Raw genomic sequence first — 18,887 nt, 5'->3', positions numbered from 1 at the left:
TATAATTATACCTACACATCATTCATTATATTTCGTATGTTCTTTCAACATATCAATAAAAGCTTTCATTTGTGGGGTTAATAGTTTATTTTTATGATAGACTACCTGACTCCACATGGTAACATTTACTTCTTTGATATCTAAAATAGTCAACTCTCCTTGTTCTACAAGTTCTTGTACTACATAGTAAGGTAAAAAAGAAATACCATAATTATTTAATATTAACTTCAAAATTACATCTGTATTTCCTATCTCCAATACAGGATGTAATTCCATATTCTTAGAAGCAAGATATTGTTCTAGGTCGTAACGATAACTCAGTCCTTTTTCACTTAAGATCAAAGGTTCTTCTAAAACCATCTGTAAGGTTATATCTTTATGATTTAAAAAGGGATTTTTTGAAGAAGTAACAAACACAATAGGTTCTTCTTTTTCTAATACTTTTATCCATTTAGGAAAATTTAATTTTTCATCTAAGAAATATATTAAATCGATTTGATTATTTTTAATCATTTCATACATTTCTGAGTTAAGCCCTGTTTTAATAGTTGTTGAAACATGTGGATATTTTTGTTGGAATTCAATTAAAATATCGGGTAATACACTTGTAGATAAGGATTCGATTACACCGATATCAAGGTTCCCTGCTGGTGCTTCATTTGTATGAACAATTTCTTTTGCTATTTCAATCTCTTTTAAAATAACTATGGCTTGTTGAAGAAAGGTTTCACCATAGTTTGTAAGCTTTACTTGCTTTCCTATTCGTTCAAACAACTGTACACCCAATTCCTTTTCTAATTGCTTAATCTGAACTGTTATCGCTGATTGAGAGTATCCTGATAGTTCAGCAGCTTTTGTGAAGCTCTGTAGTTCTGCCACATTTAAAAAGGCTTTCATATTTCTTATTTCCATCATACACCTCTTTCATTATAATTTTTAATCAATATCATAAATTCTATAAATTTAACTAATTTATAATCTAATGATAAACTATTCATGAAGTTACTTCAATTAGAAAAAGGAGATATATTTATGAACAATGAAATTATTTTTCAAAATATTCTAGAATTTATTAATGACTATCAGACGTTTCATGAAAATATAAATTCACAAAAAGTCTTCCCACCCATCGATAATGAAAAATTATCACAACTTGAAAAGATTCCTTTTGCTGATGAAGGTAGAAATGTTGATGAAGTGCTAAAGGAAATGCAAACACTAGTATATGCAAACCAAGCATACATGCAACATCCTAAATGCTTTGCCTTTATCCCTAGTCCTACTTCCCTGTTATCTTGGACTGGTGATATTATGACGAGTGCCTTTAACCCACATGCTGGGAGTTGGTTACAAAGCTCTAGTGCTAGTTGTATTGAAAGAAAGTTAATCAAATGGATGTGTTCACTCGCAGGCTATCCAGATAGTGCAGGAGGCTTATTTGTCTCTGGCGGTTCAATGGCAAATCTAACCGCGTTAGTAGCAGCAAGAAATGTGAAACTTCGTGAAGATGAGTACCCCAAGGGTATTGCCTATGTCTCTGATCAAACACATTCATCAGTTGCCAAAGGATTAAAAATCATTGGGTTTAGAGAAGATCAAATACGTAAAATTCCTACAAATGAAAAATATGAATTAATAACTTCTTCATTAGAAGAAGCAATTCATGCAGATATAAAAAAAGGATTCATTCCTTTTGCCATCATCGCTACCTCTGGTACAACCAATACAGGGAGTGTTGATCCTTTACATGCAATTGCTGATATATGTGATAAATATAGTCTATGGATGCATGTCGATGGTGCTTATGGAGCTACGGCTTTAGTTTCTTCAAAATATCGTCATATATTAGATGGTATATCACGTTGTGATAGTATTAGTTGGGATGCCCATAAGTGGCTTATGCAGACCTACAGTTGCAGTGCCCTACTAGTTAAGAATAAAGATTATTTACTAGATACGTTCGCAACTCATCCAGAATATTTAAAGGATGCGAAAGTGAATGATGAACAAATTAACTATTGGGATTTTGGACCTGAATTAACCAGACCTGCAAGAAGTTTAAAATTATGGATTACTTTACAAGTTCTTGGTATCAAAAAAATCGAAGAAGGCATTGAACATAACATTCAATTAGCAGAATACATGGAACAAGAAATAAGCAAATATGATTATTGGGAAATTATATCAACAGCAAAATTGGCAATTGTAAATTTTCGCTTTGCACCACAAGGTATTTCAAACCAACAACTTGATGTGCTTAATAAAGCTATATCAAAGAAATTAGTAGAGCTTGGTGAAGGAATTTTAACTACTCAACTAGATGGTAAAACCGTATTACGAGTTTGTACAATAAACCCTCAAACAACAACATACGATATACAAAATACAATAAAGTTATTAGTAGAAACAGCAAATTCATTTCTATAAAATAGATTTTTATAAAAGAGGCAAACTTTTGATTCCTTGTTTATCCATATATACATTTTTGGTATAATGAAATCACTAAAAATTATAAAAGGAGATAAACGATGAACTGGGAACCATGGAGTGGATGTTATATGATAAGTGATGGTTGTTCGCATTGTTATTTTTATGGACCTCATGCCAAACGATATGGACAAAATACGATCACAAAAACCGATAAGTTTGATTGGCCAATAAGAAAAAAAGCCAATGGTGAATACAATATTAAAGGTGATAAAATCTTAGCAACCTGCTTTGCCACTGATTTTTTTCTTCCGGAAGCTGATGAATGGCGTAAAGAAGTATGGGCAATGATAAAGCAACGACAAGATATTGATTTTTTGATTCTAACGAAACGAATTGATCGCTTTATGGAATCACTTCCTGATGATTGGGAAGATGGATATGACAACGTGAATATAGGTTGTACAGTTGAAACGCAGGCTATCGCCGATTACCGATTACCACTCTTTCTTTCTTATCCTATGAAAAGAAAATTCATATCTTGTTCGCCAATGTTAGAAGCAATTGATCTAACTCCTTATCTTGATGGTGTTGATCATGTTACAGTAAGTGGAGAAAGCGGCAAAGAAGCAAGAGAATGCAATTATGATTGGATTCTTAGTATTCGTGAACAATGTGTAAAAGCAAACGTTACTTTTTGGTTTAAAAGTACAGGAACCTTTTTCAAACGTGATGGGGTTGTTGAGAAAATAAACCCCTTTAAACAAACTACGTTAGCAAAAACATTAAACATAAATATTTTAGATGGCAAAAAATTGTTTTAATTATATTGATGAAACAAAAAATGAATAGAGAGGATGTGAAATGATGAAATCATTTCTAATGTTAGGACAGTCAAATATGGCTGGTAGAGGTTTTATCCATGAGGTAGAGCAAATTTATTATGAAAATATAAAAATGTTACGCAATGGTAGATGGCAAATGATGGTTGAACCCATCAATTACGATCGTCCTGTTGCTGGTGTTGGACTGGCTGCATCTTTTGCGGTAGCTTGGATAAATGACCATCCAGATGATACTATTGACTTGATTCCTTGTGCAGAAGGCGGTAGTTCCATTGATGAATGGGATGTTGATGGTCCCCTTTTCAAACATGCGATAAGTGAAGCTAAATTCGCTATGGAACATAGTGAATTAACAGGTATTCTATGGCATCAAGGAGAAAGTGATAGTTATCATGGCAACTACAAAGGATACTATCCAAAACTTCTAAAAATCATTGAAACACTTAGAAAGGAATTGGATGTTCCTACAATACCTGTTCTCATTGGTGGATTAGGTGATTATTTAGGAAAAGCAGGATTTGGAAAATCCGCTGAAGAATATAATTATATTAACCAAGAATTAGAAAGCTTTGCTACTACGCAAAAACATTGTTATTTTATAATAGCAAAAGAATTAACTTGTAATCCTGATGGTATCCATATCGATGCTATTTCACAAAGAAAATTTGGGTTGCGTTACTATGAAGCTTTTTCCAAAAAAGAACATGTTTTTGAACCACTAAAAAAGGAACCAGAATTAATTGCTAGCATTCATAAAAAAGAGTATACGAATACAGAAAAGATGTTTATAAAAAGTATGGAATTAGCTTTTGGAAAGATAACCTATGAAGATTTTGAAAAGGGATTAAAAAATAATATGTAGGATTATCTATTAATTTAGAATTAACTTATACTCAAAAAGAGACTATCATAAGTCTCTTTTTTGTCATCATCTCTTTATTTATTTAGTTCTTCCACTAAATCATTCATAATCTTTTCGGCATTCATAATTCCAAAGTCTTGCGCTGCAATCACCATGACTGGCTTATCTTCACTGACCATCTTTCTTACATCATTATATGCAAAACGAATCTGTGGTCCTAACAATACTGCATCACTGTCTTTTATATGATCATCGATTTCACTCATGGGAATCGCTAATACTTCTGCATCTAGATGAAGCTTTTGTGCTTCCTCTTCTAATTTCATTTGCAAAATACCTGTACTCATACCCGCATTGCAAATTAGTAAAATTTTCATTATGCCTCCTTTCCTGAGTTTAATTTCTCTTCCGCTATTTTTTGTTTCTCATACACCTTAAAGAATGGTAAATATATTAGCATATCAATTACAATTAATGCAAGTACCAAAATTACAGCTTTGATATCTAACGTTGAAATCAATGCTCCAATCGGACTAAACATATTCCAACTTGGATTCGCAAAAGTACTACCAACAATACCTAAGTTCATTAAAATATAAGTAATCACTCCATTTAATGGCATAACAAGTGCAAAGGGTACAAACATCGTTGGATTAAACATTAATGGCAATCCAAAAATGAGTGGTTCATTAATATTGAAGAAAGCTGGTACAATAGCAAGCTTTCCAACCGTTCTAATCTGTTTTGATTTAGAACGAAAACATAGGATTGCTAATCCAAAGGTTGCTCCACTTCCTCCAATTGCCATAAAGGTAAACCAGAATGGCTCGGTTAAAACAAAAGGTAATGCAACCGCTGCTGTTCCTGCTGCATAAGCTGTCATATTGGCTGTTAGGTTTGAATAAAGTAATGGTGATAATGGTCCTGTAATAACCGTATCGTGAATACCAAACCACCAAAATACCATTACAATTAGAGCTAAAATCATCACACCCCAAACATTGTCTACCAAACCTACAATCGGTCCCATCATTTTTCCAATTAATGCTGGAAACATATCTCCTGTAAAATGAATTACAAGCGCGCTTAACGTTCCCATAAAGACTGTAATAATAGCAGCTGGTACTAACGATTTAAATGATTCTGTCAATGCTGGTGGAACGCCATTTCCAGTAAGTTCAATTGCTCCTATTTTCTTATTCGTTAAGAACCGATACATTTCTACCGTTAGTGCAGAAATTACAATTGCACCAAATAAACCAACACCTTCAAAATAAGTAGCATTGAATGCCCAATCACGATCGATTGCATTTACAATAATGAAGGTTCCTCCAGCTAAAATCGTTGGTAAGAAACTATCCATTTTATATTGTTTTGACAAATTATAAGCTAATCCCAATGCTGTAAATAATGAAATACTTCCTATTGTTCCCATAAATACTGCACTTAATGCAGGATCACAGAAATTAGCAACATTTTGCCATCCCTCCATAAAACTTCTTAAGATTCCAGCATCCATGGTTGTGAAATCTACAGGAGGTGAAATAATGATAAGTGCAAAAGATCCAATTGTCATAAATGGGATTAAAGTTAAAAATGCACTTTGAATAGCTTGAACATATTTATTACGAGCAAGTTTATTTGCTACTGGTGCAATATGTTTTTCAATAAAATTAGTTAGTTTTTCCATAGTTAATTATTCCCCCTATTTTTAATAAAATCTCGATACCAATAATAACTTTCTTTTGGATAACGTTTATTATTATCTTCATAGTCTACATAAACTAAACCATAACGTTTCTTATACCCATTAATCCAACTATATAAATCCATTGTTGACCATACTAAATACCCTCTAACATCACACCCCTCCGCTTGTGCTTTATTCATCCATTCAATAAAACCTTTAAGATAATCGATACGATAATCATCTTTTACTGTGTTATCTTTAAAATCATCATAATATCCCACTCCATTTTCAGTAATGATAATTGGTGTATTTGGATATTGCCTTTTCAAATCTAATAGCAAATCATACATGGTTTTTGGATATACTTCCATTCCCCATGGATTCTTTTCAGTTGTTGGATCTTCATCAATTGTGAACCATCCTTCAACTTGCATGACTTCTTTTTTCCCATCCCCTTTATTATTTGTATTTAATCTTGTGCCACCTGTTTCATATGGTTTTACCAAGTATCTAAAATAAGCATTTAGACCTAGATAATCGATGACACCTGCTTTGAAAATTGGTAAATCTTGCTCCTTGATATAGTCTGTTTCAAAGCCACTAGTTTTAAGTTTTTCTACAAACCCTTTTGGAAACTCTCCTTTAATTGCTAAATCATTAACACTTGTATTATAGAACCAATCCGCATTTTGAATTGCTTCATCATAAGCTGGTGAAGAATCTAAAGATTCAATTGGATATGCATCATTAACAAGTCCAATCATGCCATCCTGTGTCTTTTTATATTCAATTACAGCTTTCGCACTTGCTAGTAATTGATGGTAGATTGCTTGAAAACGATGACTTAAATTTTTATCATTTGGCGGATAGTTTCCAAACCCATAACAACATAAAGTTTCATAACTAGGTTCGTTAATTGTCATCCAATATTTTACTCGATCACCAAAAGCATCAAAACATACTTTGGCATATGCTACAAAGGCATCAACGACATTTCTATTTAACCATCCTCCATCATTGTATATACCTAGTGGTAAATCATAATGATATAAAGTAACAAGTGGCTCAATCTCGTATTTTAAACAACAATCAATTACACGATTATAAAAATCAATTCCTTTTTGATTTACCTCACCTGTTCCATTTGGAAAGATACGAACCCAAGAAATTGAAAAACGAAAAGCATTTTGGCCTCCATCAGCCATCATCTTGATATCTTCTTCATAACGGTGATAAAAATCACTTGCTACATCTCCAGTAACAGGATTTACATTATTTCGTTCACTATGAACAAAGTCATCCCAATTTGACAAACCCTTTCCATCTTCATTCCATGCTCCTTCGCATTGATATGCTGCCGTAGCACTTCCCCATAAAAACTTACTCATTACGTATCCTCTCTTTCTGCATAAAGCGTAATAAACTCTCTAGCAACACGTTCAAACATTATGGTTGTCATTAAATGATCTTGTGCATGTATCATAATTACACTAAACTCAATATTCTCTCCCTTAGCTTCACTTGTAAGAAGATTTGTTTGACTTTGATGTGCCAATGAAAGGCTCGCTTGTCCTTCCTTCATGATTTTATTTGCTTCCTCAATATTACCTCCCCTAGCACTATCAATTGCTCGATAGAAGGCATCAAAAGCATCTCCTGCATGTCCTATAAGTTGAAATGCCATCGTCTGCATGTTCGCTTTGTCCATCTGATCACCACCTTTACACCTTCATCATAGTTGAGCTTTTATATCCAATCAATTTTATTTTTGCGGTGTACACCGCAAAAGTTAACTTACTTGTGTGATTACTTTTGCTATAATGTAAGTGAGGTAACATATGAATAGATTCAGTGATCGGCAACGAGCAATTATCAATTTGATTTCTCAACAAAAACAATACATTCCAGGTAAAAGCATTGCTTCTACTTTGGATTTTTCTTTGCGAACGGTACAAAGTGAAATTGTAAATATCAATAGAATTTTACCTTTGATTGAATCGACAAATCGTGGATATTTACTACACGATGATATGCGAAACATATTAAAGCCATTTAAAGAAAGAACCTTAAATGATTCTCACTCTTTATTACGAAAACTAATCTTTAATGATCGTTTATCACTTGATGATTTAGCGGATTTCTTTTATATAAGTACATCCACCTTAGAAAAACGTCTACGACAAATAAAACCACTTCTTCAAAAATATGACTTGAAGCTTAAGCGTAGTCGTAATCATGTATGGATTGAAGGAAGTGAGATGGCAAAACGTAAACTTATTAATATGTTAATTAAAGAAGAAACTGATTTTTCATTTGAAGAACTTCAAAACTTAGATGATTATTTCAAAGGTATCAACACTGGTAGAATTAAGATAATTATTACCGAATCCGTATTACGACATAATTATTATATCGAAAGCAATTGTGTGCAAAACCTTTTAGTCAATATCGTAATCGCTTTATATCGTATGCGTAGTGATGACTACATAGAAGAAAATATAATTACAACAGTTGAAGAATCAACTGTAGAATATAAAATTGCTGCTGATATTTGTTCTACTTATGCGACACATTGGAATATCAACCCAACCGAAGAAGATATTTCCTATATTGCTATGTTGCTCGCAGGACAAATAAAGCCACAACTATCAGGTAGTGAAACAACGGAATCAATATATGTAGATGAAACATTCTTACAAAAAATCGACGATATTCTCTTCTCAACTTTTAACTACTACTTGTTAGAGATCAACTATAAAGAATTCTTACATCCTTTCGCTTTACACGTGGATGCTCTTATCAAAAGAGCAAATGCAAAGCAAAGTGTCAATAATGATATCTTGGAGACCATAAAACGAAATACTCCATTTATCTACGATTTTGCGGTATCCATCGCCCAACAAATAGCTACTACTTTTCATATTGAAATCAATGATGAAGAAATAGGATATATTAGTATTCATATTGGTTTTCTAATTGAAAATCAAACAGAACAAAACAATAAACTACAAACGATTATCATAAGTAGTGAATATATGAAAATAAAAACCAATTTAATAAAAAAAATAAATGATAACTTTAATGATTTAATCCATATTAAAAAAGTAATTAACAATGTTGGAGCACTTGATATATCAGAAAACTATGACTTAATACTTACAACCAAACAATTTTCTAGCAATCGTTCTAACACCGTAGTGGTTTCTCCTTTTTATACATTAGAAGATCATTTAAACATCAATGAAATGGTTCATACATTAATTAGAAATAAAGATCGTAATAAACAAAGAGCTTTATTAAGTTCCTTCTTTAGCGAAGACTTATTCTTTGTCATTGATGAAGAAATTGATAAAAATAAAGCAATTGAATTTTTAGGTCAAAAAGCCATTTCCATAGGTTTAACAAACCCTGGTTTTATTGAATCGGTTAAACAACGTGAAGCATTGTCTTCTACTTGTTTCTTTAACACTTTTGCAATTCCTCATGCCATTGAATTAGATGCCAAAAAGACAATGTTTGCTGTAATGGTTAACAAACAAACCGTACACTGGGATGATAATAATATTCATTTGGTATTAATGATTACCGTCCAGCAAAAAGATCGCAAAGAGTTCGTAAAAATTTATAATGGTATTATTAAAACACTATGTGATCCAAATCGAACAAATGATTTAATTTCTTCAAATTCACTAAATGATTTTGTAAAGAAATTAACGAATTAACAACCATTAATTACAACAATAAAAGCAGGTAGTCATAGTTGCATAAAGACAATTATAGCCACCTGTTTTCTTACATCTGCACATAATGGTTTTTCACTTAAGGTCCCACTACTCTTCAAAATCATCATTCATGCTACCATCTACATGCCATGAAACAAATACCGTTTTTTGGTATTTTTTGCTAGTAACATCAAACACTACATTCACATAATCAGAATGACTTTTACACCCCACATATTCAAATTCTTCATCATATTTATTTTCTAAGTATTCCAATGCTTCTTTCTTTAATAATTCTTCATCATATTCCATTCCTATTTCAATATGCCTCGTAGAATCACTTATTGCTCCCTTCTCCTTATCCCATGTAACAATTATAAGTACTGTTTCTTTATCATTAGAATTATCTAAATCCTTGAACGTCGCTTCTACAGAAATTGAACCCCCTGGATTATCACTACTTTCAAATTCATAATTACCACCATATTTTTCTTCTAAATATTGTAATGTTTCTTTTTTCATTTGTTCTTCATCATACTCCATTCTACCTCCACCATCACAGCCAAGCAGCAGTGTAGAAACAATTAACATTAATAATATTTTTCTCATAAGCTTTCCTCTCATTTATTAAAGCAAACAACTCCATTATTCCTTAAAATTATCAGTCATTACACCATCTTCTCTCCATTTTACTGTCACAGTATTTTGCTTTGTCTTATCAACAACATCAAACACTACATCTACATAGTCAGGATGAGCCATACACCATCTAAACTCAAATTCTTCATCATATTTATTCTCTAAGTATTCCAATGCTTCTTTTTTTACTTTATCCTCATCGTAATCCATGGTTTTGGGCATATAATCCTCATAATCACTCATTACACCACTATCTTCATACCATATAACAATTATGAACATTGTTCCTTCATCATCTGATCTATCTAAATCTTTAAAAGAAATTTGAACAAAATTTGATCCAGCTGGGCTACTACTATTGCTAAATTCATAAGATCCCCCATATTTTCCTTCTAAATATTTTAATGACTGTTCCTTAACTTGCTCCTCATCATATTTCATAACATATCCGCCACAACCATAGAGTAGTAAGGATATTAGAATAATTGATATTATTTTTTTCATAATATTTCCTTTTTCCTATTCATACTCAATTATTTCAAACAAACTTGGCATGAATTTGTTTGTCTTTCTTGCTGGATTTTTCTATGTCTTTTTGAAGATATGTTTCAATTCTATTTAGAAATGAAAAAACATCATTATCTAATGATATTGATTGATTTTTAGAAGTTATATTTATTTGATTACTATATGTTGGTTTATTATTAGCACCACAAGCAATATCTTTTTTATTTTGTAATGTGGTTACTTGACTTGATACTAATTCTAAGTTTGATACTACTTTCATACTTTCCCCCTCCAAAGAACTACTTAAATTATATCAATAATAAAAGGCGTTTTCAAATCGCCATCATAAAGGGAAATACTATTATCTAAATGGGAAAATGATTACCCGAAAAGAAGTGTAAGCTTAATCCACACACATAAAATCTATATGTTATTCAATTTATAAAAAAACAACTTCAAAGAATTGACCTATTAGGTAAAATGTATTATGATGATATTAACCTAATAGGTCAAAGGAGTGATATTTTGAATATCTCTAACTTAGATACAGAGCGACAACAACTCATTTTAAATTCTGCATTAAAAGAATTTGCAACCCAAGGATACGATCATGCTTCAACCAATGAAATTGCTAAAAATGCTGGCATATCAAAAGCACTCATGTTTCATTATATTCAAAATAAAGAAACATTGTTTCTTTATTTGATTGACTATTGCAAAGATAAAATCAACACAGAATACCTTGAAAAAATGACGTTTGACGAACCCGATATTTTCAAAAGACTACAACAGTCATTTCTCTTACAAATTGATTTAATGAAAGAGCATCCTTGGATTTTTGACTTCAATAAGTTATCTGTAAATACAAAATCAAAGCATATAAATTCAGTAATTCAAAAGCAATTAAGCAACAATGACCCACTGTGTTTTCAAAAAATATTTGAAAACACAAGTGAAACTAATTTTCGTAAAGATTTAAGTGTTGATAGATGTAAACAACTTATATTATCTAATGTACTTGGTTTTTCCAATCAAATCTTAGAAATTCTTAGAGTCACAGAATATGCTAATTTGGATTTTAATGAATTAATTGATTCGATTATTTTATACTTTAAAGATTTGCGTACCATCTTCTGCAATACTGGTGATACTTATGATGTATAATCCAATAATAATTCAATTTCCTCTAAGAGGCGAATGGTATTCCCCTACCACTCCTGCTAGTAAAATTCCAAGCCATGGGACTAATCGAATGGGATTGCGTTATGCTTTTGATTTTTTGCAAGTAGACTGGCAAAACCACAGAAAATTTTACCATGCTAGTTTTCTAAGATATTTGCTATTTGGTGTTCCATTAAAAAAATGTATCTGTTGGGGACAACCGATACATGCTCCTGCTGATGGAAAAATTGTATATATTAAAGATGGTATCCCTGAGCGGAAAATTGTACACTGGCTCATTGATTCTATTCTTGCACTTAAACATTCAACTTCCTTTAATGAAAATGTTCATGATTATAGTAAAATAGCTGGTAACTATATTATGATGAAATGTGATAATGGAGTATATATGGCATTCGCACATCTTCAAACAAATTCTACTAATGTGTCCATAAATGATGAAGTAAAAAAAGGGGATATTATTGGAAATGTTGGTCATTCTGGGAACTCAACAGGTCCTCATCTACATTTTCAATTAATGGATAGTGCAAATATTAAGGTAGCGAAAGGAATTCCTTGTTTATTTGAAAAATATGAAATATTTCAAGATAACAAATGGACAACAATATACAATTCAATTCCATCAAAAGATGATCAATTTCGATTTATTGATTAACCTTAATGCTTTTAAAACTAATGTGAATTAGTGCATATAATCACTTAAGAAACATAAAAAGATACTCATACTATTAAAATTATAGTATAAGTATCTTTTTCATCTTACAGACATATATAGAATCGTGTCTTTATGTTGGGTTAGGTTTATTACTCATTAGGTATTTATAACCTAACTTTTATTCCTAAACAAAATTACTTTGCATAAAGCATTTTATGAATCTATATTTTTTCTATATCTACTGCGCGATCTCCTTTTGTATCACTCTCTCTATTAAACTGAATTTCATCGTTTTCATTCAAAATAAGTCCGTCTTTTACACCACTGATATGAAAAAATAATTCTTCATTTTCTTTAGCAGTAATAAATCCATAACCTTTTTTTTCATTAAAAAATCGTACTTTACCTGTTTCCATAGATACCTCCTAACTAGATTAAGAAGTATCTGCCTAATATACTACAAATAGTACTACTTATCTAGACTCATCATAACACGTTAATTACTTTATCGATACCATTATTTATTTGATACTCTTTATCTATTAATAATAAATTTTTTATTCTTACAATAGTAGCTACTTTAATAAAGATAAAACATTTACTTTTGTTAGAATTCCTTGTAATTGCTTTTCTTCATCAATAACTGCTAGTGGATATTTAGATATTGTCATTGTATCAATCAAATCTGTAATATATGTATCTAATGATACAGAAAATATTTCAATCAATACATCTTCAATTTGTAAATTCTCATTTTTTGCTCTTATCGTATCTTCTAATGTAATAATTCCCTTTAAATGCATTTGTTCATCTACCACATAAGCACTTGATACTTGAGCATTCTTCATTTCTCTTAAAGCAATAATTGGAAAATCATTATATTTTGCCACACAGTTTGGATTGATCATTACATTTTTAGCACTGAATATTTTTGTTTTATCCGTATTATCAATAAAACTTCTTACATATTCATTTGCTGGGTTTTCACACATTTCTTCAGGCGTTGCAATTTGAATAATCTTCCCATCTTGCATAATCGCTATACGATCTCCTAATTTGAATGCTTCATCCATATCATGCGTAATAAAAACAATTGTTTTATTTAGTTTCTTTTGAATCTTTAAAAGTTCAAATTGCATTTCTTTTCTTACTAATGGATCTAACGCTGAAAATGGCTCATCCATAAGAAGAATTTCTGTCTTATTGGCAAGTGCTCGTGCAATTCCAACTCGCTGTTTCATTCCACCTGATAAATTTGCAATTCTTTCATGCTCAAATCCATCTAAACCAACCATAGAAATCATTTCTTTCGCTTTTTCTAAACGTTCTTCTTTGGGTACACCTTTTACCTCAAGACCATATGCTACATTTCCAATAACATCACGATGGGACATCAAACCAAAACTTTGAAATATCATCGATACCTGTTATCGTCTAAATTCAAGCAATTCTTTTTTTGATAAAGATAAAACATCAATATCATTCATATAAATTTTTCCACTTGTTGGTTTTACAAGTTCAATAAGACAACGTATAAGCGTTGATTTCCCTGAACCAGATAGTCCAATTATACAAAAGGTCTCGCCTCGCTTTACATTAAAACTAACATCCTGTAAAGCGACAATCGCTCCTGATTTTTCATAAATTATATCTTTGCTTTCTTTTTTATCAATTAACTTTTGTGCAGTTTTATTCATTTTAAAAACTTTACTTATTGATTCTACGCGTATAATATCATGATTATTCATATATCTTCTCACTCTTTTTCACTATTCCTTGGGTTAGCCGATCTAATATAATCGCAAGAAAAACGATTGCAAGTCCTGGCAATAAAGCTTTTCCCATTTCCGTTCGATTTGTGGCAACAAGAATTTCCATTCCCAATCCATTTGCACCAATTAGCGAACATGTAACGACCATAGACATCGCCATCATCAATGTCTGGTTCATCCCTGTCATGATAGTCGATAATGATTGTGGTATCTGCACCTTTAATAAGGTTTGCATTGTTGTTGAACCAAAAGCTCTTGCTGCTTCAATCACTTCTTTATCCACATGTGATATTCCATGATTTGTCATTCGAATCATAGGAACAATAGAATAAATTGTTGTTGCCATAATTGCTGGTACCTTTCCTACTCCAAATAAAATAACTGCAGGAACCAAATAGACAAAGGTTGGCATTGTTTGCATCATATCTAAAATAGGTCTTATAATTTTTTCTGCTTTCTTACTTAATGCAATTAGGACACCTAATGGAAATCCTAATAATAATGATATTGCTACTGAAGTAATTACAATGCTCAACGTTTCCATCATATGTGACCATAATCCAAAAAAACCTATAAGTGTAATCAATCCCCCATATAATAATGATGTTCTTACTTTTTTAGTTACATAATATGTTAATGCAACAATTAAAATAATAAATAACCACCATGGTATCATCATAAGTATACTATTGATAGAATTGACAATCCAAATACCTGCTGCTTTGATTGCATCAAAGAATGCCTGATATTTTATACTGATAGATTTAATAAAATTATCCACAGCATCTCCTATATTAACCTTCCATTCTTCTGGAAATGAAGATGCGATTTCCAAGAGAGACATTATTTTTTACCTATATATTCTTTTACTTTGTCTGCTTGTTCTTTATTTAACCATGCATCCAATAGTTCTGGATGTTCTTTTAACGTCCATATAGCTGCCTCTTCATAAGTTGCTTGTTTGTCATCCATGTATGCCAGTGCTTCATTTACAATATCACTACCAGTCTGATAATTACTAAAGAAATCTACCAACTCAGGATAATCATCTTTAAAAGATTTGTTACTTACAATCTTTAATTCTTGTAAAGGGAAATCAGAGCCTCCTTTGTGATATGTTTCAGGGTCATATGGAGCATCTGTAAGACGAATCAAATCCAATTTTCCAGCTACCCATGTTGGTTCATAACAATAACCAACCCATGGTTCCCCTTTGTTGTATGCTGCTACCAATGATGCAAATAAAGTTGACTCACTACCTAAACGAAAGTACTCATATTGTGCATCTAATCCATGATATAGAAATTTAGCATACAAAGTTTCATCAATCATCCAACCTGCTATCCCACCATAAATTCTTCCTTTATCAGGATTCTCATCATTTACAAATAAATCAGGATATTTTTCTAAATCTTTTACTGTTTTTAACTCGGGAGCTACTGCTTTAATCCCTCTTTCACTATCCCCTTCAACTACATATCTTGGAACATAAAAACCTTGCTGACTATCAGGTACTAATACACCTATATCAACAATGTCTCCGTTTTCTTTATCTTTTTCATATGTAGCAACATTACCAGTCCAACTTTCAATGTCTAAATCAATATCTCCTGAAATAATTGACTGCCAATTCATAGTAGATGAACCAGTGGACACTTCAAGCTCATAGCCATCAAACCCATTTTCTACAACAATTTTTGCGAGTGCATTATGGTAACTTTGCGAATCAAATTGATTATCTGTTACGGTAATAACTTTAGCCGCTTCCTCCGAGGAACACCCCACTAATGCTAGTATTGTTATCATCAATACTATACTTAAATATTTTTTCATTTTAGACCTCCTAATTGATCTATCATCTCACTTTTTAAAGTGTATGAAGTTACTCTATGTACCCAAAAACACTTTAATTACAGTCTCTTTGATATTTCTATATCGATAGTCTAAAATTCATATTTCCATTATTCTATGTAGTTACATCATAACACAGTTTCAGTATTAATAGAAACTGGCCCTACAACATTCCAAAGGTATGAGGTATTTCACATCCCTTATAAAGGTAGTGTTTTTGTATTATATATGATAGTTATTTTGAACTACAGTAATCATATCTTATACTTACTAATCGTCATCATCAGCAAATAATCTATCAAAGTATTCCTCTTTTGATTCTAACTCAGGATTCCATGATTCATACACCTCTATTACTCGCAAACCTGTTGGATTTAGCTCTAACATTTTTTCTACTACACTTCGATGATATAGGATACTTGGTGTATTTCCTTGTTCAATAAATACCAAACGCTCTTCCAAAGGAATCTTTTTAATAATTTCATGATAATTATATGGGAATTTATTATATACATTAATAATATTGAATCCTTCATGTTCCTTACCCTTTGTATCTTGAATACTTACTGGAATGAATTGTACATCTTTTAAATTAAAACTTTTTAAAACAGCTGTTAATGCTTTTGATATAACAGGGTTATCTTGTTCAAAATAATTAAAATCTGCTAATTCTGTAGCTTCTGAATCAAATTCTAAAAACATTGATAAATGTCGGATAGATGTATCATCTAAAGGCTTTTGATCAAGTAAGTCTAATGAATCCTTCCACGTTCCTGGCGTATAGTGAAGATATGCATGTTTCTTTGATGCATGAATTCCTAATTTAAAATAGTCTTTATTTTTTCCATAACTTTCTCCTTTTTTAATCCAACAAATTCACATTTATTTAATTATCATCATGTTGTGATGCAAATTTATTTATCAAATCAATTTCGTTTTTTATTGATTTTATTCGTCTTCTTAAGACCAATAAGCTTTCTCCATCATATTCACCATATTTTGATCTTATACCACTTAATATAGCCACAATCACTCCAAAACTCAAAAAGATAAACATGATATAACTTGGTATTTTATCTATATTTGATAAATACGCAGAAACTAAAAAAAGCATTAAGAAAACTGATGCTATTATTCGCATAGCTATTAAAACCTTAATATGTACAAGTAATTGTTTTGATTCTTTTTCTAGGTTATCAATTTTTTTCAATTCATCCTTCGTCAGCACAACTTAGTCTCCTTTTTCATTTGTAATATCTACCAATAAATCATTTAAAGTGCTATTCAATCATCACTGAATTATATTATAACATTCTTAATATCACAATAAATATTAAAAAATGACAAGTAATCATAACGTTTACTTGTCACAGTGATATCACAAGGTTTCAATTTATAGATTGTTTTTATTTTTCTCAATAACTACTTCTTTATTGTATTCAACTGATCCATTTCTTTTTGTGAATAATAATCAAAACTAGATTTTCTAGAGTGCTGTTTCACAAATACAAAAGTATCATTTATTGAAAGTCTTTTATAATAGGGGTCACTTAAATCAAGTGTATATTCGCTTCCATCACTCATTTTAAAAAAAGCATTATAATGGATGATTTCTCTTATACAACTTTTTCCATCTTCGTAATAAACTTCTTTTTCAACTTCCATTTCTTTTTTAAAACACAGTCCTCTAGCAGCGAATAATTCACCTTTTACAAAATGTTTTATCTTTAATTTTGTATACGTCCTAAAAGCAACATTTGCTAATACTAATATAATTAATGCGATAATGCCTTTTGTAATACCTGTATTCGCATGAATTCCTCTTTGAAATTGAATGAGTACAATAATTGCACCAATAAAAGTTAATACTTTTCTTATTGCATTTAACCCATTCGTATTTTCTACTGCATATAATTTTTTCACCAACGCTTCATCATGTTCATTCATCACTTCCCATATTCTTTCATTTTGAAGCATTTCTTTTCGTTGATCCATATTTGTTTACCCTTCTACATTTCAAAAACTTGTTTAACATCTGTATCTTCATCTTTTGCCCAGCTATATACCGTTGGTATTCCTTTGCCATTCATAAAATCAAGAAACATGTTTTGAACTTCTAAACAAGATTTAGTTTTGTAATAATAGTTAATCAAATCGCTATCTTCATCAATATCTGCTACTGCATGTATTCTATAGTATGCATCTATTACCTTATTCTTTTTAAACATACCCTTTTCTCTTACTTCTACACAATCTACCATAAGCATAATAATTTTATCAAAAGGTGATTCAATCTCAATCGTGATACAAGTTCCAACTACTTCATTCATTAAGTTGTTAATCGCATCTTCTAATTCTTTTTCATCTTTTAATGTAATTAAATCTCCATTTAATTTTTCTAATGTTATTTCATATTCCATTGTTTTCTCCTTATCATTTCATCTGATTTTCATATTCATGTATTTGTATAAATATAACAAGTGCAAAGTTTAATTCAAGACAATATATCCTTGCCTTCTTTTATAAGTTGATATTCGTATCTATTAGGTTCATTAATACTACAACACAAACTAAAAGAGGTTACGTAAACAGCATATAAGTATAGCTAGATTATTAAACCTCTTAAAAATGATTTTGCATGAACGTTATTAAATGATTACATTAACTTCTAATTTTTACTATTTTATATTTAAGTTTATATTAAATATTTTATTTTCTATTATTTCTTCTTCAGA

The 18,887-nt window shown here is 31.0% G+C and carries 22 protein-coding genes and 1 pseudogene; 6 read left to right on the top strand and 17 right to left on the bottom strand.

The window, feature by feature from the left end; all coding sequences use genetic code 11:
- Positions 1-18 precede the first annotated feature (18 nt).
- Entirely contained in the window at positions 19-912 is an 894-nt protein-coding gene (locus tag M2475_RS04355) for a LysR family transcriptional regulator (RefSeq protein WP_277489827.1), read from the bottom strand.
- Positions 913-1,032: 120 nt separating this feature from the next.
- Between M2475_RS04355 and M2475_RS04350 the strand changes: the two genes are divergently transcribed.
- The 3 genes from M2475_RS04350 (at position 1,033) to M2475_RS04340 (ending at position 4,134) form a co-directional block, all read left to right on the top strand.
- Complete coding sequence (locus M2475_RS04350) at positions 1,033-2,427, top strand: aspartate aminotransferase family protein (RefSeq protein ID WP_277489826.1); 1,395 nt, start codon at positions 1,033-1,035, stop codon at positions 2,425-2,427.
- 101 nt (positions 2,428-2,528) lie between these two features.
- Positions 2,529-3,251 carry a DUF5131 family protein gene (locus M2475_RS04345; RefSeq protein WP_277489825.1) on the top strand — a complete coding sequence of 241 codons (723 nt, stop codon included), beginning with the start codon at positions 2,529-2,531 and terminating at the stop codon, positions 3,249-3,251.
- Between the two features lie 43 nt (positions 3,252-3,294).
- Positions 3,295-4,134, top strand: coding sequence for a sialate O-acetylesterase (locus tag M2475_RS04340; RefSeq protein ID WP_277489824.1), 840 nt, complete (start codon positions 3,295-3,297; stop codon positions 4,132-4,134).
- A 74-nt stretch (positions 4,135-4,208) separates the two neighbouring features.
- On the opposite strand, the gene M2475_RS04335 is transcribed toward M2475_RS04340, so the two are convergent.
- From M2475_RS04335 to M2475_RS04320, 4 genes are read right to left on the bottom strand one after another with little or no spacing between them, the layout of a single operon-like run.
- Positions 4,209-4,511, bottom strand: a complete 303-nt coding sequence (locus M2475_RS04335; protein WP_277489823.1) for a PTS sugar transporter subunit IIB — start codon at positions 4,509-4,511, stop codon at positions 4,209-4,211.
- Positions 4,511-5,824, bottom strand: coding sequence for a PTS transporter subunit EIIC (locus tag M2475_RS04330; RefSeq protein WP_277489822.1), 1,314 nt, complete (start codon positions 5,822-5,824; stop codon positions 4,511-4,513). The genes M2475_RS04335 and M2475_RS04330 overlap by 1 nt, the downstream gene beginning before the upstream one ends.
- Before the next feature lie 2 nt (positions 5,825-5,826).
- The gene (locus tag M2475_RS04325; protein ID WP_277489821.1) at positions 5,827-7,212 is read right to left on the bottom strand and encodes a glycoside hydrolase family 1 protein; all 1,386 of its coding nucleotides are present in this window, start codon (positions 7,210-7,212) and stop codon (positions 5,827-5,829) included.
- On the bottom strand, positions 7,212-7,532 hold the full coding sequence (locus M2475_RS04320) for a PTS lactose/cellobiose transporter subunit IIA (protein WP_277489820.1): 321 nt from the start codon (positions 7,530-7,532) through the stop codon (positions 7,212-7,214). The genes M2475_RS04325 and M2475_RS04320 overlap by 1 nt, the downstream gene beginning before the upstream one ends.
- Positions 7,533-7,662: 130 nt before the next feature.
- Here M2475_RS04320 and M2475_RS04315 point away from each other — a divergent pair, with 130 nt between their 5' ends.
- The gene (locus M2475_RS04315; RefSeq protein ID WP_277489818.1) at positions 7,663-9,546 is read left to right on the top strand and encodes a PTS sugar transporter subunit IIA; all 1,884 of its coding nucleotides are present in this window, start codon (positions 7,663-7,665) and stop codon (positions 9,544-9,546) included.
- A gap of 108 nt (positions 9,547-9,654) precedes the next feature.
- Here M2475_RS04315 and M2475_RS04310 read toward each other — a convergent pair whose 3' ends face one another.
- From M2475_RS04310 to M2475_RS04300, 3 genes are read right to left on the bottom strand one after another with little or no spacing between them, the layout of a single operon-like run.
- The gene (locus tag M2475_RS04310) at positions 9,655-10,155 is read right to left on the bottom strand and encodes a hypothetical protein (protein WP_277489817.1); all 501 of its coding nucleotides are present in this window, start codon (positions 10,153-10,155) and stop codon (positions 9,655-9,657) included.
- Positions 10,156-10,191: 36 nt separating this feature from the next.
- On the bottom strand, positions 10,192-10,689 hold the full coding sequence (locus tag M2475_RS04305) for a hypothetical protein (protein ID WP_277489815.1): 498 nt from the start codon (positions 10,687-10,689) through the stop codon (positions 10,192-10,194).
- A gap of 34 nt (positions 10,690-10,723) precedes the next feature.
- Entirely contained in the window at positions 10,724-10,972 is a 249-nt protein-coding gene (locus M2475_RS04300; protein ID WP_277489814.1) for a hypothetical protein, read from the bottom strand.
- Positions 10,973-11,217: 245 nt separating this feature from the next.
- On the opposite strand from M2475_RS04300, the gene M2475_RS04295 reads away from it, so the two are divergent.
- Together M2475_RS04295 and M2475_RS04290 are read left to right on the top strand one after the other, a co-directional pair.
- Positions 11,218-11,856, top strand: coding sequence for a TetR/AcrR family transcriptional regulator (locus M2475_RS04295; RefSeq protein WP_277489813.1), 639 nt, complete (start codon positions 11,218-11,220; stop codon positions 11,854-11,856).
- The gene (locus M2475_RS04290) at positions 11,846-12,529 is read left to right on the top strand and encodes a M23 family metallopeptidase (RefSeq protein ID WP_277489812.1); all 684 of its coding nucleotides are present in this window, start codon (positions 11,846-11,848) and stop codon (positions 12,527-12,529) included. The genes M2475_RS04295 and M2475_RS04290 overlap by 11 nt, the downstream gene beginning before the upstream one ends.
- Positions 12,530-12,750: 221 nt before the next feature.
- Here M2475_RS04290 and M2475_RS04285 read toward each other — a convergent pair whose 3' ends face one another.
- The 9 genes and pseudogenes from M2475_RS04285 to M2475_RS04245 all read right to left on the bottom strand — a co-directional run bounded on the left by M2475_RS04285 (position 12,751) and on the right by M2475_RS04245 (position 18,572).
- Entirely contained in the window at positions 12,751-12,945 is a 195-nt protein-coding gene (locus M2475_RS04285; RefSeq protein ID WP_277489810.1) for a cold shock domain-containing protein, read from the bottom strand.
- A gap of 159 nt (positions 12,946-13,104) precedes the next feature.
- Positions 13,105-13,437, bottom strand: coding sequence for a CBS domain-containing protein (locus M2475_RS04280; protein ID WP_346780364.1), 333 nt, complete (start codon positions 13,435-13,437; stop codon positions 13,105-13,107).
- 273 nt (positions 13,438-13,710) lie between these two features.
- Positions 13,711-14,226: pseudogene (locus M2475_RS04275) on the bottom strand (ATP-binding cassette domain-containing protein); the annotation flags it as partial.
- A gap of 43 nt (positions 14,227-14,269) precedes the next feature.
- Positions 14,270-15,082, bottom strand: a complete 813-nt coding sequence (locus M2475_RS04270; RefSeq protein ID WP_277489809.1) for an ABC transporter permease subunit — start codon at positions 15,080-15,082, stop codon at positions 14,270-14,272.
- A 62-nt stretch (positions 15,083-15,144) separates the two neighbouring features.
- Positions 15,145-16,134 (bottom strand): glycine betaine ABC transporter substrate-binding protein, encoded by a 990-nt coding sequence (locus M2475_RS04265; protein ID WP_277489807.1) that lies wholly within the window; start codon positions 16,132-16,134, stop codon positions 15,145-15,147.
- 288 nt (positions 16,135-16,422) lie between these two features.
- Complete coding sequence (locus M2475_RS04260) at positions 16,423-16,854, bottom strand: hypothetical protein (RefSeq protein ID WP_277489805.1); 432 nt, start codon at positions 16,852-16,854, stop codon at positions 16,423-16,425.
- Positions 16,855-17,038: 184 nt separating this feature from the next.
- Positions 17,039-17,380: a hypothetical protein gene (locus M2475_RS04255; RefSeq protein WP_277489804.1), complete on the bottom strand. Its 342-nt coding sequence runs from the start codon at positions 17,378-17,380 to the stop codon at positions 17,039-17,041.
- 194 nt (positions 17,381-17,574) lie between these two features.
- Positions 17,575-18,147: a hypothetical protein gene (locus M2475_RS04250; protein ID WP_277489803.1), complete on the bottom strand. Its 573-nt coding sequence runs from the start codon at positions 18,145-18,147 to the stop codon at positions 17,575-17,577.
- Between the two features lie 14 nt (positions 18,148-18,161).
- Positions 18,162-18,572: a hypothetical protein gene (locus M2475_RS04245; protein ID WP_277489800.1), complete on the bottom strand. Its 411-nt coding sequence runs from the start codon at positions 18,570-18,572 to the stop codon at positions 18,162-18,164.
- Positions 18,573-18,887 lie beyond the last annotated feature (315 nt).

This window comes from Breznakia sp. PF5-3, from assembly GCF_029504745.1.
Classification (GTDB): domain Bacteria; phylum Bacillota_I; class Bacilli_A; order Erysipelotrichales; family Erysipelotrichaceae; genus Breznakia.
Note: the sequence above shows the minus strand (reverse complement) of the source record. Positions and strands in the feature narration are given on the sequence as shown.